The organism is Nocardioides aquaticus (assembly GCF_018459925.1).
Lineage (GTDB): Bacteria > Actinomycetota > Actinomycetes > Propionibacteriales > Nocardioidaceae > Nocardioides > Nocardioides aquaticus.
On sequence record NZ_CP075371.1, the window covers coordinates 4,469,806 to 4,489,682 of the forward strand.

Below are 19,877 nucleotides of genomic sequence, written 5' to 3' on the forward strand. Positions count from 1 at the left end.
CCGGGCGCCGATGAGTCCGGGTCTCGACCGCGGTCGGTCAGGACAGGCACACTGACGACCAGCGCGGAGGCACCCTCGATGAGCCTGACCCAGGAGACCCCGATGTCCGAGATCGAGACCGAGACCGGCGGCACGAGCACCGGCACGGAGCTCGACGACTTCGACGCCCTGACCGCCCGGTACGGCCGGGAGCTGCTCGCCCACTGCTACCGGATGAGCGGGTCGGCCCACGAGGCCGAGGACCTGGTGCAGGAGACGCTGCTGCGGGCCTGGCGGTCCTCGGCGGGCTTCCAGGGACGCAGCTCGGTGCGGACCTGGCTCTACCGGATCGCCACCAACGTGTGCCTGACCAACCTCGAGGGCCGTCCCCGTCGGCCGCTGCCCACCGGGCTCGGGGCGCCCGACTCGCGCGCCGCCGACGAGCTCGCGCCCGACGCCGAGATCCCCTGGCTCGAGCCGATCCCCGACGCGGCCGTGACCGTCGCCGAGCGCGACACCATCCGGCTCGCGTTCGTGGCCGCGCTCCAGCACCTCCCGGCACGTCAGCGGGCCGTGCTGATCCTGCGCGACGTGCTGCGGTGGAGCGCCGCCGAGGTCGCCGAGGCGCTGGACACCACCAGCACCGCGGTCAACTCCGCGCTGCAGCGCGCGCACGCCACGATGGCCGAGCGCGGCCTCACCGAGGACACGGTCGCCGACGACCTCAGCCCGGAGCAGGAGGTCCTGCTCGCGCGCTACGTCGAGGCGTTCTGGCGCAAGGACATCGACCGGATCGTCTCGCTGCTCACCGCCGAGGCCGTGTGGGAGATGCCGCCGTTCACCGGCTGGTACCGCGGCTCGACGACCATCGGTGAGCTGATCGACACCCAGTGCCCGGGCGGTTCGCTGGACATGCCGATGCTCCGTACGACCGCCAACGGCCAGCCCGCCCTCGGTCTCTACATGCGCGGGCCGGACGGCGGCTTCACGCCTTTCCAGCTGCAGGTGCTGACGCTGGACGGCGACCGGGTGGCCCACGTCGGGGCGTTCTTCGACCCCGGCCTCTTCGCCCGGTTCGGTCTGCCCGACCACCTCCCGGCCGACCACGCCCCGGTCTGATGACCCCGACGCCTCCGGGCGTCGAGCTGCTCGCGCAGGCGGTGACCTACACCCGGTCGACGCTGGCCGCGGTGTCCCTCGACGACCTCGCGCGCCCGACGCCGTGCGACGGCTGGCGCCTGGCCGACCTGCTGGCGCACCTCGACGACGCCCTCGACGCCTTCACCGAGGCCGCGGACGGGCAGGTCTGGCTGTCCCCGGCGAGCCCGGCCCTGCTCGGCCGCCCGGTCGCCACCGCCGACGAGCTGCGCGCCAAGGCCCAGGACCTGGTGCGGGCGTGGCGTCGGCCCGCCCCCGTGGGTCCCGTGGTCGGGGTGGGCGGGGTCGGGGTGGGCGGGGTCGAGGTGGGCGGGGTCGAGGTGGGCGGGGTCGGGGTGGACCCCACGGCCGTCGTCCTGACGGCCGCGCTCGAGGTCGCCGTCCACGGCAACGACGTGGCGCGCTCCGTACGCGACCTGCCTGCCCGCGACCTGCGCCGGCTGCCCGGCCCGCTGGCCCGCGGGCTGGCCGGCGCCGCCGACGTGCTGGCCCCGGCCGACGACCGGACGGGGCGCTTCGGCCCGCGCCTGGCCGTCCCGCCCGGGGCCGACGACTCGGCGCGGCTGCTGGCCCACCTCGGCCGCGTGACGGGCACGACCCCGGACTGAACCGGGCCCACGGGATTCGCCGTCCTGCCTCGCGGGCACCGCCGGTGCTCCTAGGGTCCGAGAGTGCTCGTCTCCGATCCCGCCGTCCCCGCCGTCGCTGTCGCCGTCGCTGTCGCCGTCGCTGTCGGCGTCGTCGGCGTCGGCGTCGTGCCGGAGCGGGCGCTGCCGTCGGTCGGCGGCCTCCGGCTCGCGCAGGACGCCCTGCGGGCCGGTCGCGTTCGGGAGGCGCGCGCCGCGTTCGGTGTCCTCGCCGGCACGCCCGACCAGGCCGTCGCGGCACCGGCCCGGGCCGGCCTCGTCGACGCGCTGCTGGCCCAGGGTGAGCTGGCGGCCGCCGCCGAGGTGCTGACCGGGGTGAGCCTGCGGCCCACGACCGGCGCGGCCCGCGACGACCCGCGCGGCGTCGTGCACGCCCACGACCTGCACGCGGCCGGCGAGCTGGCCGCCGCGCAGGGCGACCCGGCCGCCGCCGTCGACCTCCTCCACGCCGCCGGGGCACTCCTCGACGGGGCCGTCGGGGGCCCGCCCTGGCGCGTCGCCGCCGCGCTCGCGCTGGCGCGGGTGGGTCGGCGCGACGAGGCCGTCCAGCTGGCCGGGGAGCACCTCGCCGACGCCCGGGTGTCCGGCGCGGCGCACGACACCGCGCAGGCGCTGCGGGTGCTCGCGATCCTCGACACCACCGGCTGCCGGGAGGCCCGGCTGCTGCAGGCGCGACGCGCCCTGGACGGGGTGGCCGCGCTCAGGCTCACCGCCCAGGTCGACACCGACCTGGCGGGCCTGCTGCTGCTCGGCTCCGGCGGACCGGCCGACCCGGCCGCGCAGCGGGAGGCCGTACGCCTGCTGTCGTCGGTCGAGCACTACGCCCTGACCGAGGGCCTCTGGCCGCTGCTCGGCCGGGCGCGCCGGCTCCTGGACGCCTCCGGGACCACGGCGCCCTGGCCGCACCTCGAGCGGCTCACCGCCTCGGAGCGCCGCGTCGTCGAGCCGGCCGCCCAGGGGAAGACCAACCGCGAGATCGCCGCCGCCGCCGGGATCTCGGTCAAGGCCGTCGAGTGGCACCTGTCGCGGGTCTACCGCAAGCTCGGCGTGACGTCCCGCCGCGCCCTCGTCGACGCGCTCGGCCACCCCCCGCTGTAACGCTGTGTTACTTCGGCTGGTGCACCGGCACGACGCCGTACCGGATGAAGTAACACAGCGTTACAGCTGCGCCGGGGCGACCCACCGCATGCTGCGGCCGTGCCCGTGCGTCCAGGCCGCCGCCCGCCCGTCGAGGCCGAGGACGAAGGTCGCCACGTCGTCGGGAACCGGGGGGCCTGTCGCGGTCACGGCGGGGTGCACCCGCTTGCCCTCGTTCGACAGCCAGTGCGCGCGCCCTGCCGCGACCAGGCCGCGCAGCCGCTGCTCCAGCACCTGGCGGGCCGCGACCGGCAGGTAGGCCGTGACGGCGCTGTGCATCACCACCACCCGACCGTGCCGTCCGGCCTCCTCCACCAGTCCGTCGAGCAGGTCCAGGCCCTCGGACGTGGTCAGGTCGGCAGCGACCACCGTCGGTGGGTCGGCCCGCGCCACCTCCACCGCGGTACGCAGCCGTGCGCGCCGGTCGTCGTGCTCGGGCCAGACCAGCGTCTCGAGCCACGCGACCTGGTCGTCGTCGGTGACGTCGACCGGCGCGAGGTCGAGCCCGCCGCGCCACGCCACCGGCAGGGGGCCGGCCGGCCACACCTCGGAGCCCGGCGCCTGACCGGTGACCTCGCAGGTCAACCGGCCCGCGGCCCCGTCGTGGGTCGACACCTCGCCGTCGGGCAGGTGCCAGGTGTAGTCCCACCGATCCGGGTAGAGGCACAGCCCGGCGCTGGCCCCGATCTCCAGCAGGGCCAGCGGCCCGCCGTGCCGGGCTGCCAGCAGGCCGAGCACCGGGGCCAGGGTGGCCAGACGACCGACCTCGTTGGTCTGGGTACGGCGGCCGGCCACGGTCGCGCGGACCGGGCCCGTGGGCGTACCCCGCCGCCGACCCTCGGCGTCGTCGCCGAGCAGGGCTGCGCGCAGGGCGTCGTACGGGCCGGGCGCCGCGACGCCGTTCCAGCGCGCTGCCGCGAGGATCAGGTTGGGCTGGCGCTCGCGGTCCGAGGCGAGCGTCCGGAGCCAGGCCAGCACCTCGGGGTCGTCGGCGACCCGCAGGGCCCAGTCGTGGAAGCACCCGTCGGGCGCCTCGTAGGTGCCGAAGTCGCGCCAGACGTCGGCGACGTCACCGAAGACCTCCACGTCGTCAGCCCGGACGGAGGGTCAGTCCGCGGCCGGCACGGGCAGCGCGACGTAGGTGGTCTCGAGGTACTCCTCGATCCCCTCGAAACCACCCTCCCGACCGAACCCGGAGGCCTTCATGCCGCCGAAGGGCGCGGCGGCGTTGGAGACCAGCCCGGTGTTCAGGCCGACCATCCCGAAGGCGAGGCCCTCGGCGACGCGGATGCTGCGCGCCAGGTCGCGCGTGTAGACGTAGGACGTCAGGCCGTACTCGGTGTCGTTGGCCCGCGCCACCGCCTCGGACTCGGTCTCGAAGGTGCTGATCGGTGCGACCGGGCCGAAGATCTCCTCCCGGTTGATCCGCGACGACGCCGCGACGTCGACCAGGACGGTCGGCTCGACGAAGTGGCCCGCGCCCTCGTGGGCCGCTCCCCCGGTCAGCAGACGCGCGCCGTCGGCGACCGCCTCCTCGACCAGGCCGGTCACGGACTCGACCGCCTTCGCGTCGATCAGCGGGCCGACGTCGACGCCGTCGTCCTGCCCGCGGCCGACCGTCAGCGCCCCCATCCGTTCCGCGAGGCGCGAGCCGAACTCCTCGGCGACCGAGGAGTGGACCAGGAACCGGTTGGCGGAGGTGCAGGCCTCGCCCATGTTGCGCATCTTGGCCACCATCGCCCCGTCGACGGCGGCGTCGAGGTCGGCGTCCTCGAAGACCAGGAAGGGCGCGTTGCCGCCGAGCTCCATGCTGACCCGCTGGAGCCCGGGGGCGGACTGCTCGACGAGCTTGCGACCCACGGCGGTGGAGCCGGTGAAGCTGACCTTGCGCAGGCGGTCGTCGGCCTGGAGCGTCGTGGAGAGGTCGGCGTCGCGGGTGGTGGGCACGACGTTCAGGACGCCGTCGGGGAGCCCGGCCTCGGCCAGGATCCCGGCCAGGACCAGCATCGTCAGCGGCGTCTGCGAGGCCGGCTTGAGCACCATCGTGCAGCCGGCGGCGACGGCCGGTGCGATCTTGCGGGTGCCCATGGCCAACGGGAAGTTCCAGGGCGTGATGAACAGGCAGGGCCCGACCGGCTTCTTCATCGTGAGGATCCGGCTGCCGCCGGCGGGCGCCTGCATCCACAGGCCGTGGATGCGGACGGCCTCCTCGGCGAACCAGCGGAAGAACTCCGCGCCGTACGCCACCTCTCCCCGGGCCTCCGCGAGCGGCTTGCCCATCTCCAGGCTCATCAGGGCCGCGACCTCGTCGGCCCGCTCCATCAGCAGGTCGAAGGCGCGCCGCAGCACCTCGCCCCGCTCGCGCGGGGGCGTGGCCGCCCAGCCGGGCTGCGCGGCCACGGCGGCGTCCAGCGCGGCCGTCGCGTCCTCGGCGGTGCCGTCGGCGACCTCGCAGACCACGGACCCGTCGGCCGGGTCGGTGACCTCGAAGCGCGCGCCGTCGGCGGAGGGCCGCCACTGCCCGCCGACGAGGAGGGCGCGGTGGTCGGTGGGCAGCAGCTGCAGGGCGTCGGTGTGGCTCATGACCGTCACTGTGGCACGCGGTCCGGCCGGCCGGACCGGCCCCGCGGGTGAGCTTCTGAGCCCTTGCGCGCGCCCGGGGGGCGCGTATAGTCAAGGGGTCGGCTTCGGAGGGAGCATCTGGAGACGACTGGGAGCCCCTCGCTGACCCCATGCGGCGAGGGGCTTCCTCTTTCCCCCGGCCTGGTCGGACGGCCGCCCGCCGCGTCTCAGCCGGCGGTGCGCAGGAACGCCTCCAGCAGGGGACCGGCCGTGCCCGAGCCCGAGTCGCCCTCGGCCACCAGGACCGCGACGGCCAGGTCGCCCTGCGCGGCGACCATCCAGGCCCGGGTACGGGTCTCGCCGCCGTCCTCGAACTCCGCCGTGCCGGTCTTGGCGATGGCCGGCGGGCCAGGCAGGTCGGCGAGAGACGAGCCGCTGCCGTCGGTGACCACCGCGCGGAGCATGCTGCGCAGCTGCCCGGCCTCGGTGGCCGTCAGCGGCTGGTCGTCGCCGGTGGCGGTGTCGACGTCGAGGTCGGGCAGCAGCCGCGGCGTCACCCGGGCGCCCTCCTGCACCGAGCCGACGACGGCGGCCATCACCATCGGAGAGGCCAGCACCTCGCCCTGGCCGATCATGGTCGCTGCGCGCCCCGTCTCCGACCCGGGTGCACCGACCTGGCCGAAGTAGGACGGGAAGCCGAGGTCACGGTCGACGCCGAGGCCCAGGGCCGCGGCTGCGGTGGCCACCCCGTCGGGGCCGGGGCGGTCGCGCTCGGCGATCATCGCGGTGTTGCACGACTGCGCCACGGCGGTGCGCAGCGGCACGTCGCCCAGCGACCCGGTCGGGTAGTCGTCGTAGTTCTCGAAGACCCGTCCGTCGACGGTGACGGTCGGTGTGCACGGCACGGTGGAGGACGGGGTCAGACCACCGCGCAGGAGGGCCAGGGAGCTGACGATCTTGAAGGTCGACCCGGGGGCGTACTGGCCGTAGGTGGCGACGTTCAGGCCGTCCGCCCCGGGCCCGCTCGCGGCGGCGAGCACCGCCCCGTCGCTCGGGCGCAGCGCGACCAGCGCGCTGGCCGGGCCGACGTCGGCCAACAGGTCCTCGGCCAGCAGCTGCAGGTCCTCGTCGAGCGTGGTGCGCAGCGGGTCGCCGTCCTGGTCCGGCACCCGCACCAGGCGACGCTCCCTGCCGTCGGGGGCGACCGCGCTCAGCACGGCGCCGTCGGTGCCGCGGAGCACGTCGTCGTAGCGCGCCTGGAGACCGGACAGGCCCGCGACGTCGCCGGGGGCGTACGCCTCGGGCTCCTCCTCGACCATCTCGGCGGTGACCTCGCCGACCGTGCCGAGGACCGGCGCGGCGAACTCGCGGGTCGGGGCCAGCGGGAGCCGGTCGGAGATCAGCCGGGCGCCGGCGATCTCCGCGACCCCGGGACCGACCGCCGGTGGGACGTCCTCGTTGCGCAGCACGAGCGCCTCCACGAAGGCCGCGTCGCCCGCCGCCTCCACCCGGGCGGCGTACGGCCCCGGCGCCACCTCGACCAGCGCCGCCAGGGCACGCGCCGAGGCCGCCGCCCGCCCGGGCGCGACCTGCGTCCGATCGATGCCCACCCGGGTCACCAGCCGGTCGGTGACCAGGGCCTCGCCGTCACCACCCAGGACCTCGCCGCGGCGGGCGGCGACCGGGGTCAGCGACAGCGTGGTCGCCTCGCGCAGGCTGGGCTCGACCACCGTCCGGCTCCACTGCAGCTCCCAGGTCCCGGACCCCTCGCCCCCGCCGTCGGTCACGGGCAGCCGCATGGGGACGGTGGTGGTGTACGTCCAGGGCTCGCCGGCCACGTCCCAGGACCAGTCGAGGGTGGCCGCGGCGGTCTCGACGCCCTCGACGGGCTCGTCCTCGGTCTCGGCGACGCCGGAGAGCGCGACCGTCGGGACCAGGTCGCCGAGACCCTCGGTGGTGGCGGTCCAGTCGGCCGCGACCTCGGCGGCGCTGGAGTCCACGAAGGCTAGGTCGTCCAGCTCACCGTCCTCGAGCCCGCCGTCGAGCGCCGCCGCCAGGGTCAGGGCCGGCTCCTGGGGCCCGGGGGTGTCGTCCTCCCCGCCGGAGCAGCCGGCCAGGGCGAGGACGACCAGCACCGCGAGCGTGGGGCGGACGAGGGCGGCTCCGGGCATGGCGTCAGTGTGGACCATCCCGCCGACGGCGCGGCCCCACCGGCACCCTCGCCGGGCACGCGCAGCCCCCGACGGGCGGGTCCCCAGGGGTGACTTGCCCTCGTCCGCCACGCCGCTACGGTCGAAGCATGAGCACCGAGAAGATCTACTACACCACCCCCGGCATGTCCGAGGACGACGCGCGCACGCTCGTGGAGCTGCTGCAGGGTCGTCTCCACGCCATGAACGACCTGCACCTCACGCTGAAGCACGTGCACTGGAACGTCGTCGGCCCGCACTTCATCGCCGTCCACGAGATGATCGACCCGCACGTCGAGGAGGTCCGCGGGTACGCCGACGACCTCGCCGAGCGGATCGCGACCCTCGGCGGCTCGCCCAAGGGCACCCCCGGCTCGATCGTCTCCGAGCGCCAGTGGGACGAGTACTCCCTGCGCCGCGACGTCACCCAGGCCCACCTCGGCGCGCTCGACGTCGTGTACCACGGCGTGCTGACCAGCCACCGCGCCGCGATCGAGGGCGCCGGCGACCTCGACCCGGTCACCGAGGACATGCTGATCGGCCAGGTCGACAAGCTCGAGCTGTTCCACTGGTTCGTCCGCGCGCACCTCGAGAACGCCGGTGGCCACCTCTCCACCGAGGGCGCCACCAGCGAGACCGAGGCCGCGTCGCAGGCCGGCAACGCCTGACCTCGCACCACCTCGTACGACGAGACCCGCCACGCGATGCGCGTGGCGGGTCTCGTCATGTCCGGCTCCCGGGGACGGGAGCGCGGGTGGGTCAGTCGCGGTTCCCGCGGTACGGCGGCTTGCCGCCCCGCGCGGGTGCGCCGCCGCCGCGGTTCATCGCCGGGCCCTTGTCGCGCTGGAGCTCGATCAGCTTGCCGCTGATCCGGGTCGAGGCCAGGGCGTCGAGCGTGGACTGCGGCAGGTCGGCCGGCAGCTCGAGCAGCGAGAACTCCGGACGGATCGAGATCGCGCCGAAGTCGCTGCGCTGCAGGCCGCCCTCGTTGGCGATCGCGCCCACGATCTGGCGCGGCTCGACCTTGTGCCGCTTGCCGACCGAGATCCGGTACTGCGCCAGGGCGGCGCCGTCGCTGCGGCGCGGGCCCCGGTCGTTGCTGCGGGCCGGGCGGTCGTTGCGGTCGGTCCGGGGCTCGCGCTCGGTGCGGGCGGGGCGGGCCGCGTCGGGGTCGAGCAGCAGCGGCGTACCGCCCTGGGCGGCGATGGCCAGCGCGGCCGCGACGTCGGCCTCGGGCACGTCGTGGTTGCGGACGTAGTGGGCGACCACGTCGCGGAAGAACGGCAGGTCCGAGGAGCCGAGCGCCTCGGTGATCTGCTCGTCGAACCGGTTGAGCCGCGTGGTGTTGACGTCCTCGACCGACGGCAGGCTCATCTGCGTGAGCGGCTGGCGGGTGGCCTTCTCGATGTGCTTGAGCAGGTAGCGCTCGCGCGGGGTGACGAAGGAGATCGCCACGCCGCTGCGCCCGGCCCGGCCGGTGCGGCCGATGCGGTGGACGTACGACTCGGTGTCGGTGGGGATGTCGTAGTTGACGACGTGGCTGATCCGCTCGACGTCGAGGCCGCGGGCGGCGACGTCGGTGGCGACCAGGATGTCGAGCTTGCCCGACTTCAGCTGGTTGACCGTGCGCTCGCGCTGGACCTGGGCGACGTCGCCGTTGATGGCCATCGCGGAGAACCCGCGGGCCCGCAGCTTCTCGGCCAGCGACTCGGTCTCGTTCTTGGTGCGGACGAACACGATCATGCCCTCGAAGTTCTCGACCTCGAGGATCCGGGTCAGCGCGTCGACCTTCTGCGGGTAGCTGCAGATCAGGTAGCGCTGCGTGGTGTTCGCCGAGGTGGTCGTCTTGTTCTTGACCGTGATCTCGACGGGGTCGGTGAGGTACTTGCTCGACAGCGAGCGGATCTGGCGCGGCATCGTCGCGGAGAACAGCGCGACCTGCTTGCTGTCGGGGGTGTCGGCCAGGATCGTCTCGACGTCCTCGGCGAAGCCCATGTTGAGCATCTCGTCGGCCTCGTCGAGCACCAGGAACCGCAGCTCCGACAGGTCGAGCGTGCCCTTCTGGAGGTGGTCCATGATCCGGCCGGGGGTGCCGACGACCACGTGCACGCCGCGGCGCAGCGCGGACAGCTGGACCCCGTAGGCCTGGCCGCCGTAGACCGGCAGGACCCGGACGCCCTTGAGGCGCGAGGCGTACTTCTCGAAGGCCTCGCAGACCTGGATCGCGAGCTCCCGGGTCGGGGCCAGGACCAGCGCCTGGGGGGTCTTCTGCTTGACGTCGAGGCGGTCCAGGATCGGCAGCGCGAACGCGGCCGTCTTGCCCGTCCCGGTCTGCGCGAGGCCGACCAGGTCGCGCCCCTCGAGCAGCGGCGGGATGGTGCGCGCCTGGATGGTCGACGGGATCTCGTATCCGACGTCTGCGACCGCGGCGAGGGTTGCCTCGCCGAGACCGAGGTCGGCGAAGGTCGTGGTCTGGGTCTCCGCGACGTCCGCGCTCTGCTCACTCACCCGTCAACGATAGTCGCTCGGAGGGCCTCCCGTCGTTTCGGCGCTTGGTGCGACCTGCGTCACGTGGGTGTCGGAGGTGTCCGTCGGTGCGGTCGTGGCCGACGATGTCGGCGTGAGGACGGCGTACGGCAGGAACGGGTGGGCCGCCGTGGCGGCCGCGCTCCTGCTGCTCGCGCCGTGGCTGGCCGGGTGCGGCGAGGGGGCCCCCGCCGGCGACGAGGGCGACTGCGCCGCGAGGCTCCGGATCGACGGGACCGTGTTCGAGTCGGACGACCGGCTCGTGGACGACCCGCCCCTGTCCCGCGCCGCCCCGGCGCTGGCGGAGGTGGTGGGCTGCGAGCCCGCGACCGCCGAGCCGGTCGACGAGGTACGGGTCCGCCGGGTGGCCGGGGCGGACCCGTCGCTCGCGGTCGTGGTGACCGGCCGGGAGTGGCGTGGGGTCTACGTACGGCAGGGCACCGGCCCGGCCGACTGGCCGCGGGTGCTGACCCGGCGCTGAGTACGGCGACGTTGCCGCGGATCACTGCGAATAGTTCGCAGTGATCCGCGGCATTCATGCCACCCGCAGCCTCTTCGCGGCGCAGGTGGGGCCGCAGGGGCGGAGCTCGACGGTGATCTCGTGGTGTCGCAGGAACGCCGCCACCTTCACCGCCGTGGTGCAGGGACGCTCGAGGACCTGGCCCCAGCCCAGGCGCACCGTCGTCCGGCCGGAGGCGGCGACGTCGAGGTCGCGCTCCAGGTCCCGGTCGCGCGCGTGATGTTCGTCGTGGAACATCCGGCCGTCGAGCTCGACGACGGCCGTGGCGTAGGTCGCGTCGCGGTAGACGACCCCGCTGACCGACCGCTCCCGCTGCTGCCTGGCCGCGCGGGGCAGGCCGTGCGGGCGTTCGACCCTGGTCAGGTAGCCGTGCTCGAGCACCGAGCAGGTGCCCTCGGCGAGGTCGCACAGCACCCGCTCGGTCCACCGGCGGTGTGGCGCCCGGGGTCGGCGGGCCAGCGCGGTCGTCAGCTGCTGGGCCGTGGTCCCCCGCGTCCCGCAGCCACGGGCCAGCACGGCGACCCGTTCCAGCTCGGACCCTGCCGACAGTGCCGCGTCGAGCACCGCGTCGGCGTACCGCTGGCGGGGCGGGCCGAGGTTCCACAGCACCGACTCCTCGAGCCGCGCGACCTGGTGCACCGTCACCCCCGGAACCGGTGCCGGCACGGACCGGCGGCGGTCGATCGCGACGTGCACGACCTGCTGCTCGGCGCGGCGCCGACCGGGGACGGGCCCGTCGTACGCGCGGAGCGCCGACTCCCCGCACAGCGCCGCCGGCCAGGTCGCGAGCACCGCGGCCCAGGCCAGCTGCTGCCAGGTCGGGTTGCCCGTGTGGCTGATGTAGACGCCGGGAAGCAGCACGACCCACGTCCCGCGGTGGAGCAGCCGGCGGAGGTCCTACTCGCCGAGCCCCGAGGCGAGGGCCTGGCGGCGCGAGACCACGCCGGCCTGGCACTGCAGCTGCGAGCGGACGGCGTCCGGCAGCGGGTCCATGTGAGGAGCCTGCTGCGCGTTCGACCTCCCCGCCAGTTGCGTGGACCAACCCTGTGGATGAGCCGGCGACGAGGTGCTATCTTGCGACACATGGTACCCGGCGACGACACCAAGCTGAGCCACCTCCGGCGCGGTGCGCTGGAGTACTGCGTGCTCGCACTGCTGGTCGGCCGGGCGCGGTACGGCCTCGACATCGCCCGCGAGCTGACCCGTGACGGCGTGCTGATGTCGAGCGAGGGGACGCTCTACCCGCTGCTCGCACGCCTCCGGAAGGCCGGCCTGGTCGAGACCAGCTGGCAGGAGTCGACCGAGGGCCCCCCTCGCCGCTACTACGCCCTGACGACAGCAGGCGCCGTCGCGCTGCAGGAGTTCCGCCCCGCCTGGCGCGGGTTCCGAGACGCGGTGGACGCCGCGCTCGTCACGTCCGAGGAGACCCGATGAGCCCGCAGACCACCCACCCCCTCGTCACCCGGTACCTCACCGAGCTCGACGCCCTGCTCCACGGCATCGACCCGCTCGAGCGGGCCGAGGTGGTGATGGGCGTGCACGAGCACGTCGAGAGCGCGCTCGAGGGCACCGCTCGGACCGACGCGGACGTGCGGGCAGCGCTCGCCGAGGTGGGGCCCGCGACGGCGGTCGCGGAGGAGGCGTACGCGGGCCGGCCGGTCCCGGCGGGCAGCCCGCAGCCGGCCACGGCGCGCCCGTGGCTGCCCACCACGGTCGCGGTCCTCCAGGGGCTCGCCCTGGCCCTCGTGCTGCTGACCTACGGCACGCTCGGGGCCTTCGTCAGCACGTCGACGTCGAGCTCGGACGGGGACTTCGTGGTGACGGACCGGGACTACGTCGGGTCCGTCTTCGATGCGGTGGCCCTGATGGTCGCCGCCTTCCCGTTCTGGGTGCTGGCCGTCGTGCTGGTGGCCGTCGCCGCCCTCTGGTCAGGACGCGAGAAGGCCGTGCTGATGGTGCTCGTGCCCGGGTGCGCCGTCCTGCTCTCGGGCCTTCCCCCGCTCGGGTACGCCCTGGTGGGAGATATCGGCGTGTACGCCGGGGCCGGCGTCGCCGTGGTGGTCGCCCTGGGCGGCGGGGCCACCGTGCTGACGGTGCTCGTCCGACGCGCGCTGCGGCGCAGCCGCGCGGTGGCCGCCGACTCCTGAGGACTCGTACCCGGACAGGCACAAGTCGGCCGTGCCGGCTCGGCGCTCGCGTCGACGCAGGTCAGACGATCACCTGCCTCGCGCCTCCCGACTTCCGCCTGTCCGGCTACGTCTCCACCTCCTCGTCCACCCCCGCCGCGACCGCGTCGAGGTCGCGCACGGCGTACCGGTGGTGCTCCCACTCCTCGTTGAGGATCACGTGCAGGCAGGAGCGGACGGTCTCCGCGTGCTGGGGCGCCCACGGGTTGCCGCGCGGCTCGTCCAGCACCTCCGGCGTCACGTCGCGCAGGAAGTCACGCACCATCCCGACCCGCCCCGCACGCACCTGGAGCACCTCCGCCCAGCCCGGGTCGGTCACGCTGAAGACCGCCGGGTCGTGCCCGTCGGTCGCGTACTCCGCGTTCGGGAGGCCGCGGGGGTCGTACGGCTCCCCGAGCCCCAGCACCGCCCGACCGAGCCAGGTGTCGGTCGCCATGACCAGGTGTCGCAGCGTCTGGGCGAAGGACCACTCGCCGTCGACGGAGGCGTCGACCGCGCCGGGCCGCATCTCCTCGGCGCGCCGCACCGTCGCCTCCCAGGTCCGCTCGAGCGCGGCCCACGCCGTACGGAGACCCTCGGGGTCGGCGGCCCGCCGCAGCCCGCGTCCGGGGAAGCGCGCGTCCAGGGCGGCCTCGACCAGCGGCGCCACGTCGACCCCGTTCACGACCAGGGATCCCCCGTCCTCGCCGAGCCAGGGGGCGTCGAGGTCGGCGTCCTGCAGGTCCACGGCGCGCATCACCGCGCCGGACAGGTCGACCCGGACGAAGCGGGCGCCGCTCAGGTCGCGGTCGACGAACGTGGCGGTCTCGGGTGGCATGCGGTCTCCCAGTCGTCCGGCCGTGCAGGGCTGCGGACCTCCTGGGTAGCGCACGCGGGGGCCGACGCGCCAGGCCCGGCGGGGAGCGTCCACGCCGGTCCAATCCTAGTGAGAATGCCTCATCATGAGTTAAACTCACGATATGGCCCGCACCCCCGCGCTCGACCTGGTCCTCCTGATCACCGTGCTGCTCGGGGAGGACATGCGCCGGGGGCTGGCGGCGATGGGGCTGACCGAGACCCGCAGCCACGTGCTGTGGCTGGTCGGCACCACCGGCCCCGCGACGCAGCAGCAGCTCGCCGTCGAGACCGGCCTCGCGCCCCGCTCGGTGACAAGCGTCGTCGACGCCCTGGCCGGGTCCGGCCTGGTGGAACGGCGCCCGCACCCGACCGACCGCAGGGCCGTGCACGTGACCCCGACCCCGGCCGGCACCGAGCTGGTCGCCGCCCTGGTCGCCGGGCACGAGCGCCTGGCCGACCAGCTCTTCGGCGACCTCGACGAGCAGGCGTACGCCGCGACGCACGCCGCGCTCGCCGACGTCGCGGCCCGGCTGCAGGCGCTCGTGGCGGAGGAAGGGGCGTGAGCCGCGCACGGCGGCTGCTCCTCCGGGCCCGGGCGCTGGCCTGGCTGGCGCTGGTCACCGAGTGGCGGATGTACTGCGGGGCCGTCCGCCTGCTCACCCGCCGCCCGCACGTGCCCGACGGCGCCGGGACGGTGGCGTACTCCGGGCTCGTCGCGCTGGCCATGTGGGCCTTCACCGCCGTCTCGGCGGTCGAGCTGGTCGCGCTGCACCTGATCATCCCGTGGGAGGGCCTGCGCCTGGCCGCGGACGTGCTCGGCATCTGGGGCGTGCTGTGGTGCCTGGGGATGACGGGGTGCCACTACGTCTACCCGCACCTGGTGACCGACGCCGGACTCGTCGTCCGCAACGCCGAGCGGCGGGCCGCCGTCGTCGTGCCGTGGGACCTCGTCGTGGGCGTGGGGGTCCGGGAACGCTCGCACGAGTCGGGGCGCCGGGTGCAGCTCGGCGACGACCCGCAGCGCGCCGAGCTGCTCGTCCCGGTCGGCAAGATCACCTCGCTCCACCTCGACCTCCGCGCCCCGCTCGAGGTCGCCGTACGGGGGCGCCGGCACGCGGTCACGCGGGTGGTGCTGGCCGCCGACGAGCCGCGCGTCCTCGCCGCGATGGTGCGCGAGCGCGCCAGCCTCTCGTCCCCGCGTCCGGGCCACCGGCCCTAGGCCTCCTGACCCACCTCACCCGGTCGGGTCGGCCGATCGCCCGCGGCCCGGTGGACGACCGTGCTAAGTTAGGTGAACAGAAGGTGAACAGGAGGTGTCCCATGAACCAAACCACCGAGAACGCGGCGTTGACGATGCGCTGGACGCTGGAGACCGACGCGTCCGGGCGTACCCGTCCCGTCGCGCACTGGGTCCCGGCCGGCCACGTCGAGATGGCGTCCCACGCCATGATCGTCCAGGCTGCCTGACCCGCGCAGCACCCCGGCGTCCGACGACGCCGCCTCACGACCCGTCGCGAACACCCGTCGCGGCGGGTCGTGTCGCGTCCGGTGACGGCCGCGGGCGTCAGACCTGACCGGAAGCGTCACCTCGACGCGCCGCGAGCGTCATCTCGGCTGTCCGGAAGCGTCATCTCGGCGGGCGAGGACGCGGCGCGCGCGGTCGACCACCGGCTTGTCCACCATCTGGCCGTCGAGGAGCACCACGCCCGACGCGCCGGTCCCGCCTGCCGACCCGCCTGAAGACCCGCCTACCGACCCGCCTGCCGGCCCGCCTGCCGGCCCGCCTGCCGACCCGCCTGCCGACCCAGCCGCCGCGGCGACGACCCGCTCGGCCCAGGCCACCTCGTCGGCGGTCGGGCGGAACGCGGCGGCGGCGACGGGCACCTGCCGCGGGTGGAGGCACAGCTTGCCCCCCAGCCCCAGGCGCACGGCGTGGTCGAGGTCGTCGAGGAGCGCCGCCTCGTCGCCGACCGCGCCGGTGACGCCGTCGACCGGCGGCGCCAGGCCGGCCGCGGCCGACGCCAGGACGAGCGCCTGGCGGGCGCCGGCCATCGCGAGCCGGTCGTCGGGGGACACGCCGAGCTGGGCGGCGAGGTCGTAGGTGCCGAGGACCAGCCGGTCCACCGAGGAGGCGCGGGCGATCGCGGGGGCGGCCAGCACGCCGGCGGCGGTCTCGACCAGGGCCAGCAGGCGTACGCCCCCGCCGAGGCGCCCGGCGATCGCGTCCAGCTCGGCGGGGTCCTCGGCCTTCGGCACCAGCACCACGTCGACCGCGCCGGCCAGCGCGACGAGGTCCTCGTCGTGGCCCGGGGCACCGGCCGGGTTCACCCGCACCGCCGCGGCCGCCGGGCCGTGGTCGGCGAGCCAGCGCCTCACGTGGTCGCGGGCGGCGGCCTTGGTGGCCGGGGCGACGGCGTCCTCGAGGTCCAGCAGCACCAGGTCGGCACCGCTGGCCGCCGCCTTGTCGAAGCGCTCCGGCCGGTCGCCCGGCACGAACAGCAGGGTGGTCGGGGCGGCGGGTGCGGCGGGGGTGGTCATCAGGGGTCCTCCCGGAGCTCGATGCCGGGCCACCGGCCGCTGCCGGCCAGCTCCCGGGTCAGGGTCGTGATGCCGGTACGCACCGCGGTGACGGCGTCGTGGGGGGCGGAGGTGGTCGCCGCGGTCCGGAGCACCGCCGTACGCCGCAGCGCCGGGTCGGTGCGGCGGACGGCCAGCCCGTGCGCGGTGCTGTCGGCGGCCGTGGAGGCCGGGACGACCGTGCACGCGCCGCCGCTGCGCGCGATGCGGAGCATCGTCGCCAGCGACTCGACGTCGGCCACGACGTGCAGGGTGCGCTCCTCGCGGCGCATCGCCCGCTCGAGCTGCTGGCGCAGGCTGCTGCGGGCGCCCGGGGCGACCACCGGGATGCCGGCGAGCTCGGCGAGGGTGACCCGGTCGGGGTCCCGGGTCGGTCCGGGCGGGTCGCCGACCAGCAGCAGCTCCTCGTCGTAGAGCAGCTGCTCGCCGGCCAGACCGGTCGCAGCGTCGGTCGGGCCCGCGGCGCGGGTGGCGGGGTCGAGGGGGTCGACGTACCGGATCGCGAGGTCCATCCGGCCGTGGTCGAAGAGCTCGTCGATGTAGCCGCTCATCGACTCGAACAGCTCCAGCCGCACGCCGGGGACGTGCTCGCGGGCCCAGCCGAACAGCGGCGCGGCCAGGTGCACCGCCGCCCCCGACGGGAGGCCGACCGCGACCAGGCCGCGGACGGGGTGCTCGGCGGCGGCCGAGGCCGCGAGCTCGTCGAACTGCCGGACCAGCCGGTGCGCGTCGCGGTAGAAGTCGGTGCCGCTGCGCGTGGGGCGCACGCCCCGGGGCCCGCGGTCCAGCAGCTGCACGCCGAGCTCGCGCTCGAGCTGGTTCATCCGCTGGCTCAGCGCCGGCTGGGAGACCCGCAGCACCGCGGCGGCCCGCGAGAGGCTGCCGGCGTCGACGACGGCGACGAGGTAGCGGAGCTGGAGGACGTCCACGGCCCGGCCTCAGACCACGCGGTCGGTCGCCAGCGCGTCGATCTCGGCACCGCTCAGGCCGAGGTCGCCGAGGATCGTCCGCGTGTGCTCGCCGAGGCCCGGCACCGGGTCCATCCGCGGCGCGTCGTCGACGACCCCGGGCGGGGCCAGCGCGGGTACGGGCCCGGCCGGCGTGCCGACGGTGTGCCAGCGGCCGCGGGCGGCGAGCTGGGGGTGCTCCCAGACGTCCTGCATGGTGCTGACCCGGGCGTGCGCGACCGGCACCGCGGCCAGCGCGGCGGCGGCCTCGTCGCTGGTCAGCGCCGCGAACCGGGCCCCGACCACCACCGAGAGGGAGTCGCGGTGCTCGCTGCGGGCGGAGTTGGTGGCGTACTGCGGGAGCAGCGCCAGGTCGGGGTCGCCCAGGAACCGCTCGCAGAAGCGCTGCCACTCGCGCTCGTTCTGGATCGCCATCATCACCACGCCCCCGTCGGCGGCGGTGAACGGGCCGTAGGGGTAGATGGTGGCGTGCGCGGCGCCGGCGCGCGGGGGCGGCGGCGCGCCGTCGAAGGCGTAGTAAAGCGGGAAGCCCATCCACTCCACGGTGGCCTCGAGCATGGAGACGTCCAGGTGGGCGCCGGTGCCGGTGCGGCCGCGCTCGAGCAGGGCGGCGAGGATCGCGCTGTAGGCGTACATCCCGGCGGCGATGTCCGAGACCGAGATGCCGACCTTCGCCATGTCGTCACCGTCGCCGGTGACCGAGAGCAGCCCGGCCTCGGCCTGGACCATCAGGTCGTAGGCCTTCATCGACTCGTACGGCCCGCCGAGGCCGTAGCCCGAGATGTCGCAGACCACCAGCCGCGGGTTGGCACCTTGCAGCTCCTCGGCGCCGAGGCCGGCGCGGGCCGCGGCGCCCGGGGCGAGGTTCTGCAGGAAGACGTCGGCGGTGGCCAGCAGGCGGCGCAGGACGTCGAGGCCGCGGGGGTCCTTGATGTCGAGGGTCAGCGACTCCTTGCTGCGGTTGGTCCACACGAAGTGCGAGCTCTCGCCGCGCACGCGGGTGTCGTAGCCGCGGGCGAAGTCGCCGACGCCGGGCCGCTCGACCTTGATCACGCGGGCGCCGAGGTCGGCCAGCTGCCGGCTGGCGTACGGCGCCGCGATCGCCTGCTCGAGCGAGACGACCGTCATGCCCTCCAGCGGTCGCACGCCTCAGACCACCAGGCTCAGCGCGGCGATGAGCGGCAGCGCGATCACCGAGGCCAGCGCGGTCACGAAGGTCAGCGCCTTCAGGGCCCCGCGGGTCGAGACGCCCATCAGGGTCTGGAACATCCAGAAGAAGTTGCTGTTGACCTGCAGCGCGAAGAGCGCGCCGGCGCCGATGGCCAGGCCGATGATGACCGCGGGGGCGTCGAGCTGGCCCATGATCGGGCCGATGATGCCGGCCGCGGTGATGGCGGCCACCGAGATCGAGCCGATCGCCAGGTGCAGGACGGCCGCGATCAGCCAGGCCAGCAGGATGCTGACGATCACCGGGGCGCCGGCCTCGGCCGAGAAGAGCCCGCCGAGGACGCCCTCGAGGTCGGTCGCGGCGATCACCGCGCCCAGCGACCCGCCGACGCCGGTGATCAGCAGGATCTGCCCGGTGGTGTCGAAGCCCTTGCTCATCGCCTCGTTGGTCAGGTCGCCGCCGATGCTGGTCTTCGCCAGGACGTAGGCGCCGACCAGGCCGACGAACAGCGCGAGCACGGGGTTGCCGAGGAAGGCGATGAAGGTGTTCGAGAAGCCGGCGGTCTCCGCGATGGCGCCGAAGGCGATCATCACCAGGGGCACCAGGACCGGCAGCAGGGACACCAGCAGCGGCGGGACGCTGCGGCCGGGAGCCCCGGCCACCTCGTCGGCGTGGTCCTCGGCGACCCGCTCGGACTCCAGGAGCGCCTCGGAGGCGTGCTCGTCGAGCTCGGGGTTCCAGAAGCCGCGCTTGAGCAGCAGCGCCCAGACCAGGACGGTCAGCACCGCGGTCAGCGGGCCGACGAGCAGGCCGAAGCCGAGCATGGTGCCCAGGGGGATGCCGAGCAGGCCGGCGATCGAGATCGTGCCGAGGCCGGGCACCACGAAGACGTAGCCGACCAGAATCCCGGCGGTGACCGCGCCACCCATCAGCCCAAGGCCGTTGCGACCCAGCTTGGGCGCGGCGGAGCGGGCCAGCGGGGAGGCCAGGACGAGCTGGACGTCGACGTAGATCGAGGGGAACAGCGTGGTCATCACGGCCGCCATCGCGTACGGCAGCCGGCGCGTGCCGAGCACGCGCAGCAGCACCAGGACCAGCCGTTGCAGGGCCTGCATCGCGAACAGCAAGGACCCCATCAGCACGCCGAAGCCGATCAGGAGACCGACCTCGGCCATGATCCCGCCGAAGCCCTCCACGATCGTGGCGACGGTGGCCTCGAAGCCGAGCCCGGAGGCGAGGCCGAGGTAGAGCGAGCCGGTGACCAGCGCGATCACCGGGTCGACCTTGAGGACGATGATGAGCAGGACGACGCCGAGGATGGCGACCGACGCGTGCAGGACGATCATGGACGATCTCCTCGACGAGGGTGGTGGGACGGCGTGAAGGGAATCACGTCCCGACCCCCCAGCACCAGCCGCTACCT

Annotated in this window: 20 protein-coding genes; 10 read left to right on the forward strand and 10 right to left on the reverse strand. The window is 74.9% G+C overall.

The window, feature by feature from the left end; all coding sequences use genetic code 11:
• The first annotated feature begins 78 nt into the window (after nt 1-78).
• From ENKNEFLB_RS21710 to ENKNEFLB_RS21720, 3 genes are all read left to right on the forward strand, one after another.
• Complete coding sequence (locus tag ENKNEFLB_RS21710) at nt 79-1,098, forward strand: sigma-70 family RNA polymerase sigma factor (protein WP_214057241.1); 1,020 nt, start codon at nt 79-81, stop codon at nt 1,096-1,098.
• On the forward strand, nt 1,098-1,745 hold the full coding sequence (locus ENKNEFLB_RS21715) for a maleylpyruvate isomerase N-terminal domain-containing protein (RefSeq protein WP_214057242.1): 648 nt from the start codon (nt 1,098-1,100) through the stop codon (nt 1,743-1,745). The genes ENKNEFLB_RS21710 and ENKNEFLB_RS21715 overlap by 1 nt, the downstream gene beginning before the upstream one ends.
• A gap of 63 nt (nt 1,746-1,808) precedes the next feature.
• A complete protein-coding gene (locus ENKNEFLB_RS21720; protein ID WP_214057243.1) occupies nt 1,809-2,882 on the forward strand; it encodes a helix-turn-helix transcriptional regulator in 1,074 nt (357 codons plus the stop codon).
• Nucleotides 2,883-2,942: 60 nt separating this feature from the next.
• Here the strand turns inward: ENKNEFLB_RS21720 and ENKNEFLB_RS21725 are convergent, their stop codons facing one another.
• From ENKNEFLB_RS21725 to ENKNEFLB_RS21735, 3 genes are all read right to left on the reverse strand, one after another.
• Nucleotides 2,943-4,007, reverse strand: coding sequence for a DUF2332 domain-containing protein (locus tag ENKNEFLB_RS21725; protein ID WP_214057244.1), 1,065 nt, complete (start codon nt 4,005-4,007; stop codon nt 2,943-2,945).
• A gap of 21 nt (nt 4,008-4,028) precedes the next feature.
• Complete coding sequence (locus tag ENKNEFLB_RS21730) at nt 4,029-5,504, reverse strand: NAD-dependent succinate-semialdehyde dehydrogenase (protein ID WP_214057245.1); 1,476 nt, start codon at nt 5,502-5,504, stop codon at nt 4,029-4,031.
• A 206-nt stretch (nt 5,505-5,710) separates the two neighbouring features.
• Nucleotides 5,711-7,654 carry a penicillin-binding transpeptidase domain-containing protein gene (locus tag ENKNEFLB_RS21735; RefSeq protein WP_246535735.1) on the reverse strand — a complete coding sequence of 648 codons (1,944 nt, stop codon included), beginning with the start codon at nt 7,652-7,654 and terminating at the stop codon, nt 5,711-5,713.
• A gap of 128 nt (nt 7,655-7,782) precedes the next feature.
• Between ENKNEFLB_RS21735 and ENKNEFLB_RS21740 the strand changes: the two genes are divergently transcribed.
• The gene (locus ENKNEFLB_RS21740) at nt 7,783-8,340 is read left to right on the forward strand and encodes a Dps family protein (protein WP_214057247.1); all 558 of its coding nucleotides are present in this window, start codon (nt 7,783-7,785) and stop codon (nt 8,338-8,340) included.
• A gap of 91 nt (nt 8,341-8,431) precedes the next feature.
• Here the strand turns inward: ENKNEFLB_RS21740 and ENKNEFLB_RS21745 are convergent, their stop codons facing one another.
• Nucleotides 8,432-10,180, reverse strand: coding sequence for a DEAD/DEAH box helicase (locus ENKNEFLB_RS21745; protein ID WP_214057248.1), 1,749 nt, complete (start codon nt 10,178-10,180; stop codon nt 8,432-8,434).
• A gap of 112 nt (nt 10,181-10,292) precedes the next feature.
• Here ENKNEFLB_RS21745 and ENKNEFLB_RS21750 point away from each other — a divergent pair, with 112 nt between their 5' ends.
• Nucleotides 10,293-10,679: a hypothetical protein gene (locus tag ENKNEFLB_RS21750; protein WP_214057249.1), complete on the forward strand. Its 387-nt coding sequence runs from the start codon at nt 10,293-10,295 to the stop codon at nt 10,677-10,679.
• 54 nt (nt 10,680-10,733) lie between these two features.
• Here ENKNEFLB_RS21750 and ENKNEFLB_RS21755 read toward each other — a convergent pair whose 3' ends face one another.
• Nucleotides 10,734-11,579, reverse strand: a complete 846-nt coding sequence (locus ENKNEFLB_RS21755) for a hypothetical protein (protein ID WP_214057250.1) — start codon at nt 11,577-11,579, stop codon at nt 10,734-10,736.
• Between the two features lie 222 nt (nt 11,580-11,801).
• On the opposite strand from ENKNEFLB_RS21755, the gene ENKNEFLB_RS21760 reads away from it, so the two are divergent.
• Complete coding sequence (locus ENKNEFLB_RS21760; protein WP_214057251.1) at nt 11,802-12,152, forward strand: PadR family transcriptional regulator; 351 nt, start codon at nt 11,802-11,804, stop codon at nt 12,150-12,152.
• Entirely contained in the window at nt 12,149-12,865 is a 717-nt protein-coding gene (locus ENKNEFLB_RS21765; protein WP_214057252.1) for a hypothetical protein, read from the forward strand. The genes ENKNEFLB_RS21760 and ENKNEFLB_RS21765 overlap by 4 nt, the downstream gene beginning before the upstream one ends.
• A 106-nt stretch (nt 12,866-12,971) precedes the next feature.
• Here ENKNEFLB_RS21765 and ENKNEFLB_RS21770 read toward each other — a convergent pair whose 3' ends face one another.
• On the reverse strand, nt 12,972-13,721 hold the full coding sequence (locus ENKNEFLB_RS21770) for a DinB family protein (protein ID WP_214057253.1): 750 nt from the start codon (nt 13,719-13,721) through the stop codon (nt 12,972-12,974).
• 142 nt (nt 13,722-13,863) lie between these two features.
• Between ENKNEFLB_RS21770 and ENKNEFLB_RS21775 the strand changes: the two genes are divergently transcribed.
• From ENKNEFLB_RS21775 to ENKNEFLB_RS21785, 3 genes are all read left to right on the forward strand, one after another.
• Nucleotides 13,864-14,304 (forward strand): MarR family winged helix-turn-helix transcriptional regulator, encoded by a 441-nt coding sequence (locus ENKNEFLB_RS21775; RefSeq protein ID WP_214057254.1) that lies wholly within the window; start codon nt 13,864-13,866, stop codon nt 14,302-14,304.
• Entirely contained in the window at nt 14,301-14,960 is a 660-nt protein-coding gene (locus ENKNEFLB_RS21780; protein WP_214057255.1) for a lysozyme family protein, read from the forward strand. Before ENKNEFLB_RS21775 ends, ENKNEFLB_RS21780 begins: the two co-directional genes overlap by 4 nt.
• A gap of 101 nt (nt 14,961-15,061) precedes the next feature.
• Nucleotides 15,062-15,208, forward strand: coding sequence for a hypothetical protein (locus ENKNEFLB_RS21785; protein WP_214057256.1), 147 nt, complete (start codon nt 15,062-15,064; stop codon nt 15,206-15,208).
• Between the two features lie 138 nt (nt 15,209-15,346).
• On the opposite strand, the gene ENKNEFLB_RS21790 is transcribed toward ENKNEFLB_RS21785, so the two are convergent.
• From ENKNEFLB_RS21790 to ENKNEFLB_RS21805, 4 genes are read right to left on the reverse strand one after another with little or no spacing between them, the layout of a single operon-like run.
• Nucleotides 15,347-16,279 (reverse strand): HpcH/HpaI aldolase/citrate lyase family protein, encoded by a 933-nt coding sequence (locus ENKNEFLB_RS21790; RefSeq protein ID WP_214057257.1) that lies wholly within the window; start codon nt 16,277-16,279, stop codon nt 15,347-15,349.
• Complete coding sequence (locus ENKNEFLB_RS21795; protein ID WP_214057258.1) at nt 16,279-17,247, reverse strand: LysR substrate-binding domain-containing protein; 969 nt, start codon at nt 17,245-17,247, stop codon at nt 16,279-16,281. Before ENKNEFLB_RS21795 ends, ENKNEFLB_RS21790 begins: the two co-directional genes overlap by 1 nt.
• A gap of 9 nt (nt 17,248-17,256) precedes the next feature.
• Complete coding sequence (locus ENKNEFLB_RS21800; RefSeq protein WP_214057259.1) at nt 17,257-18,414, reverse strand: CaiB/BaiF CoA transferase family protein; 1,158 nt, start codon at nt 18,412-18,414, stop codon at nt 17,257-17,259.
• 21 nt (nt 18,415-18,435) lie between these two features.
• Nucleotides 18,436-19,800 (reverse strand): GntP family permease, encoded by a 1,365-nt coding sequence (locus ENKNEFLB_RS21805; RefSeq protein WP_214057260.1) that lies wholly within the window; start codon nt 19,798-19,800, stop codon nt 18,436-18,438.
• Between the last annotated feature and the right edge of the window lie 77 nt (nt 19,801-19,877).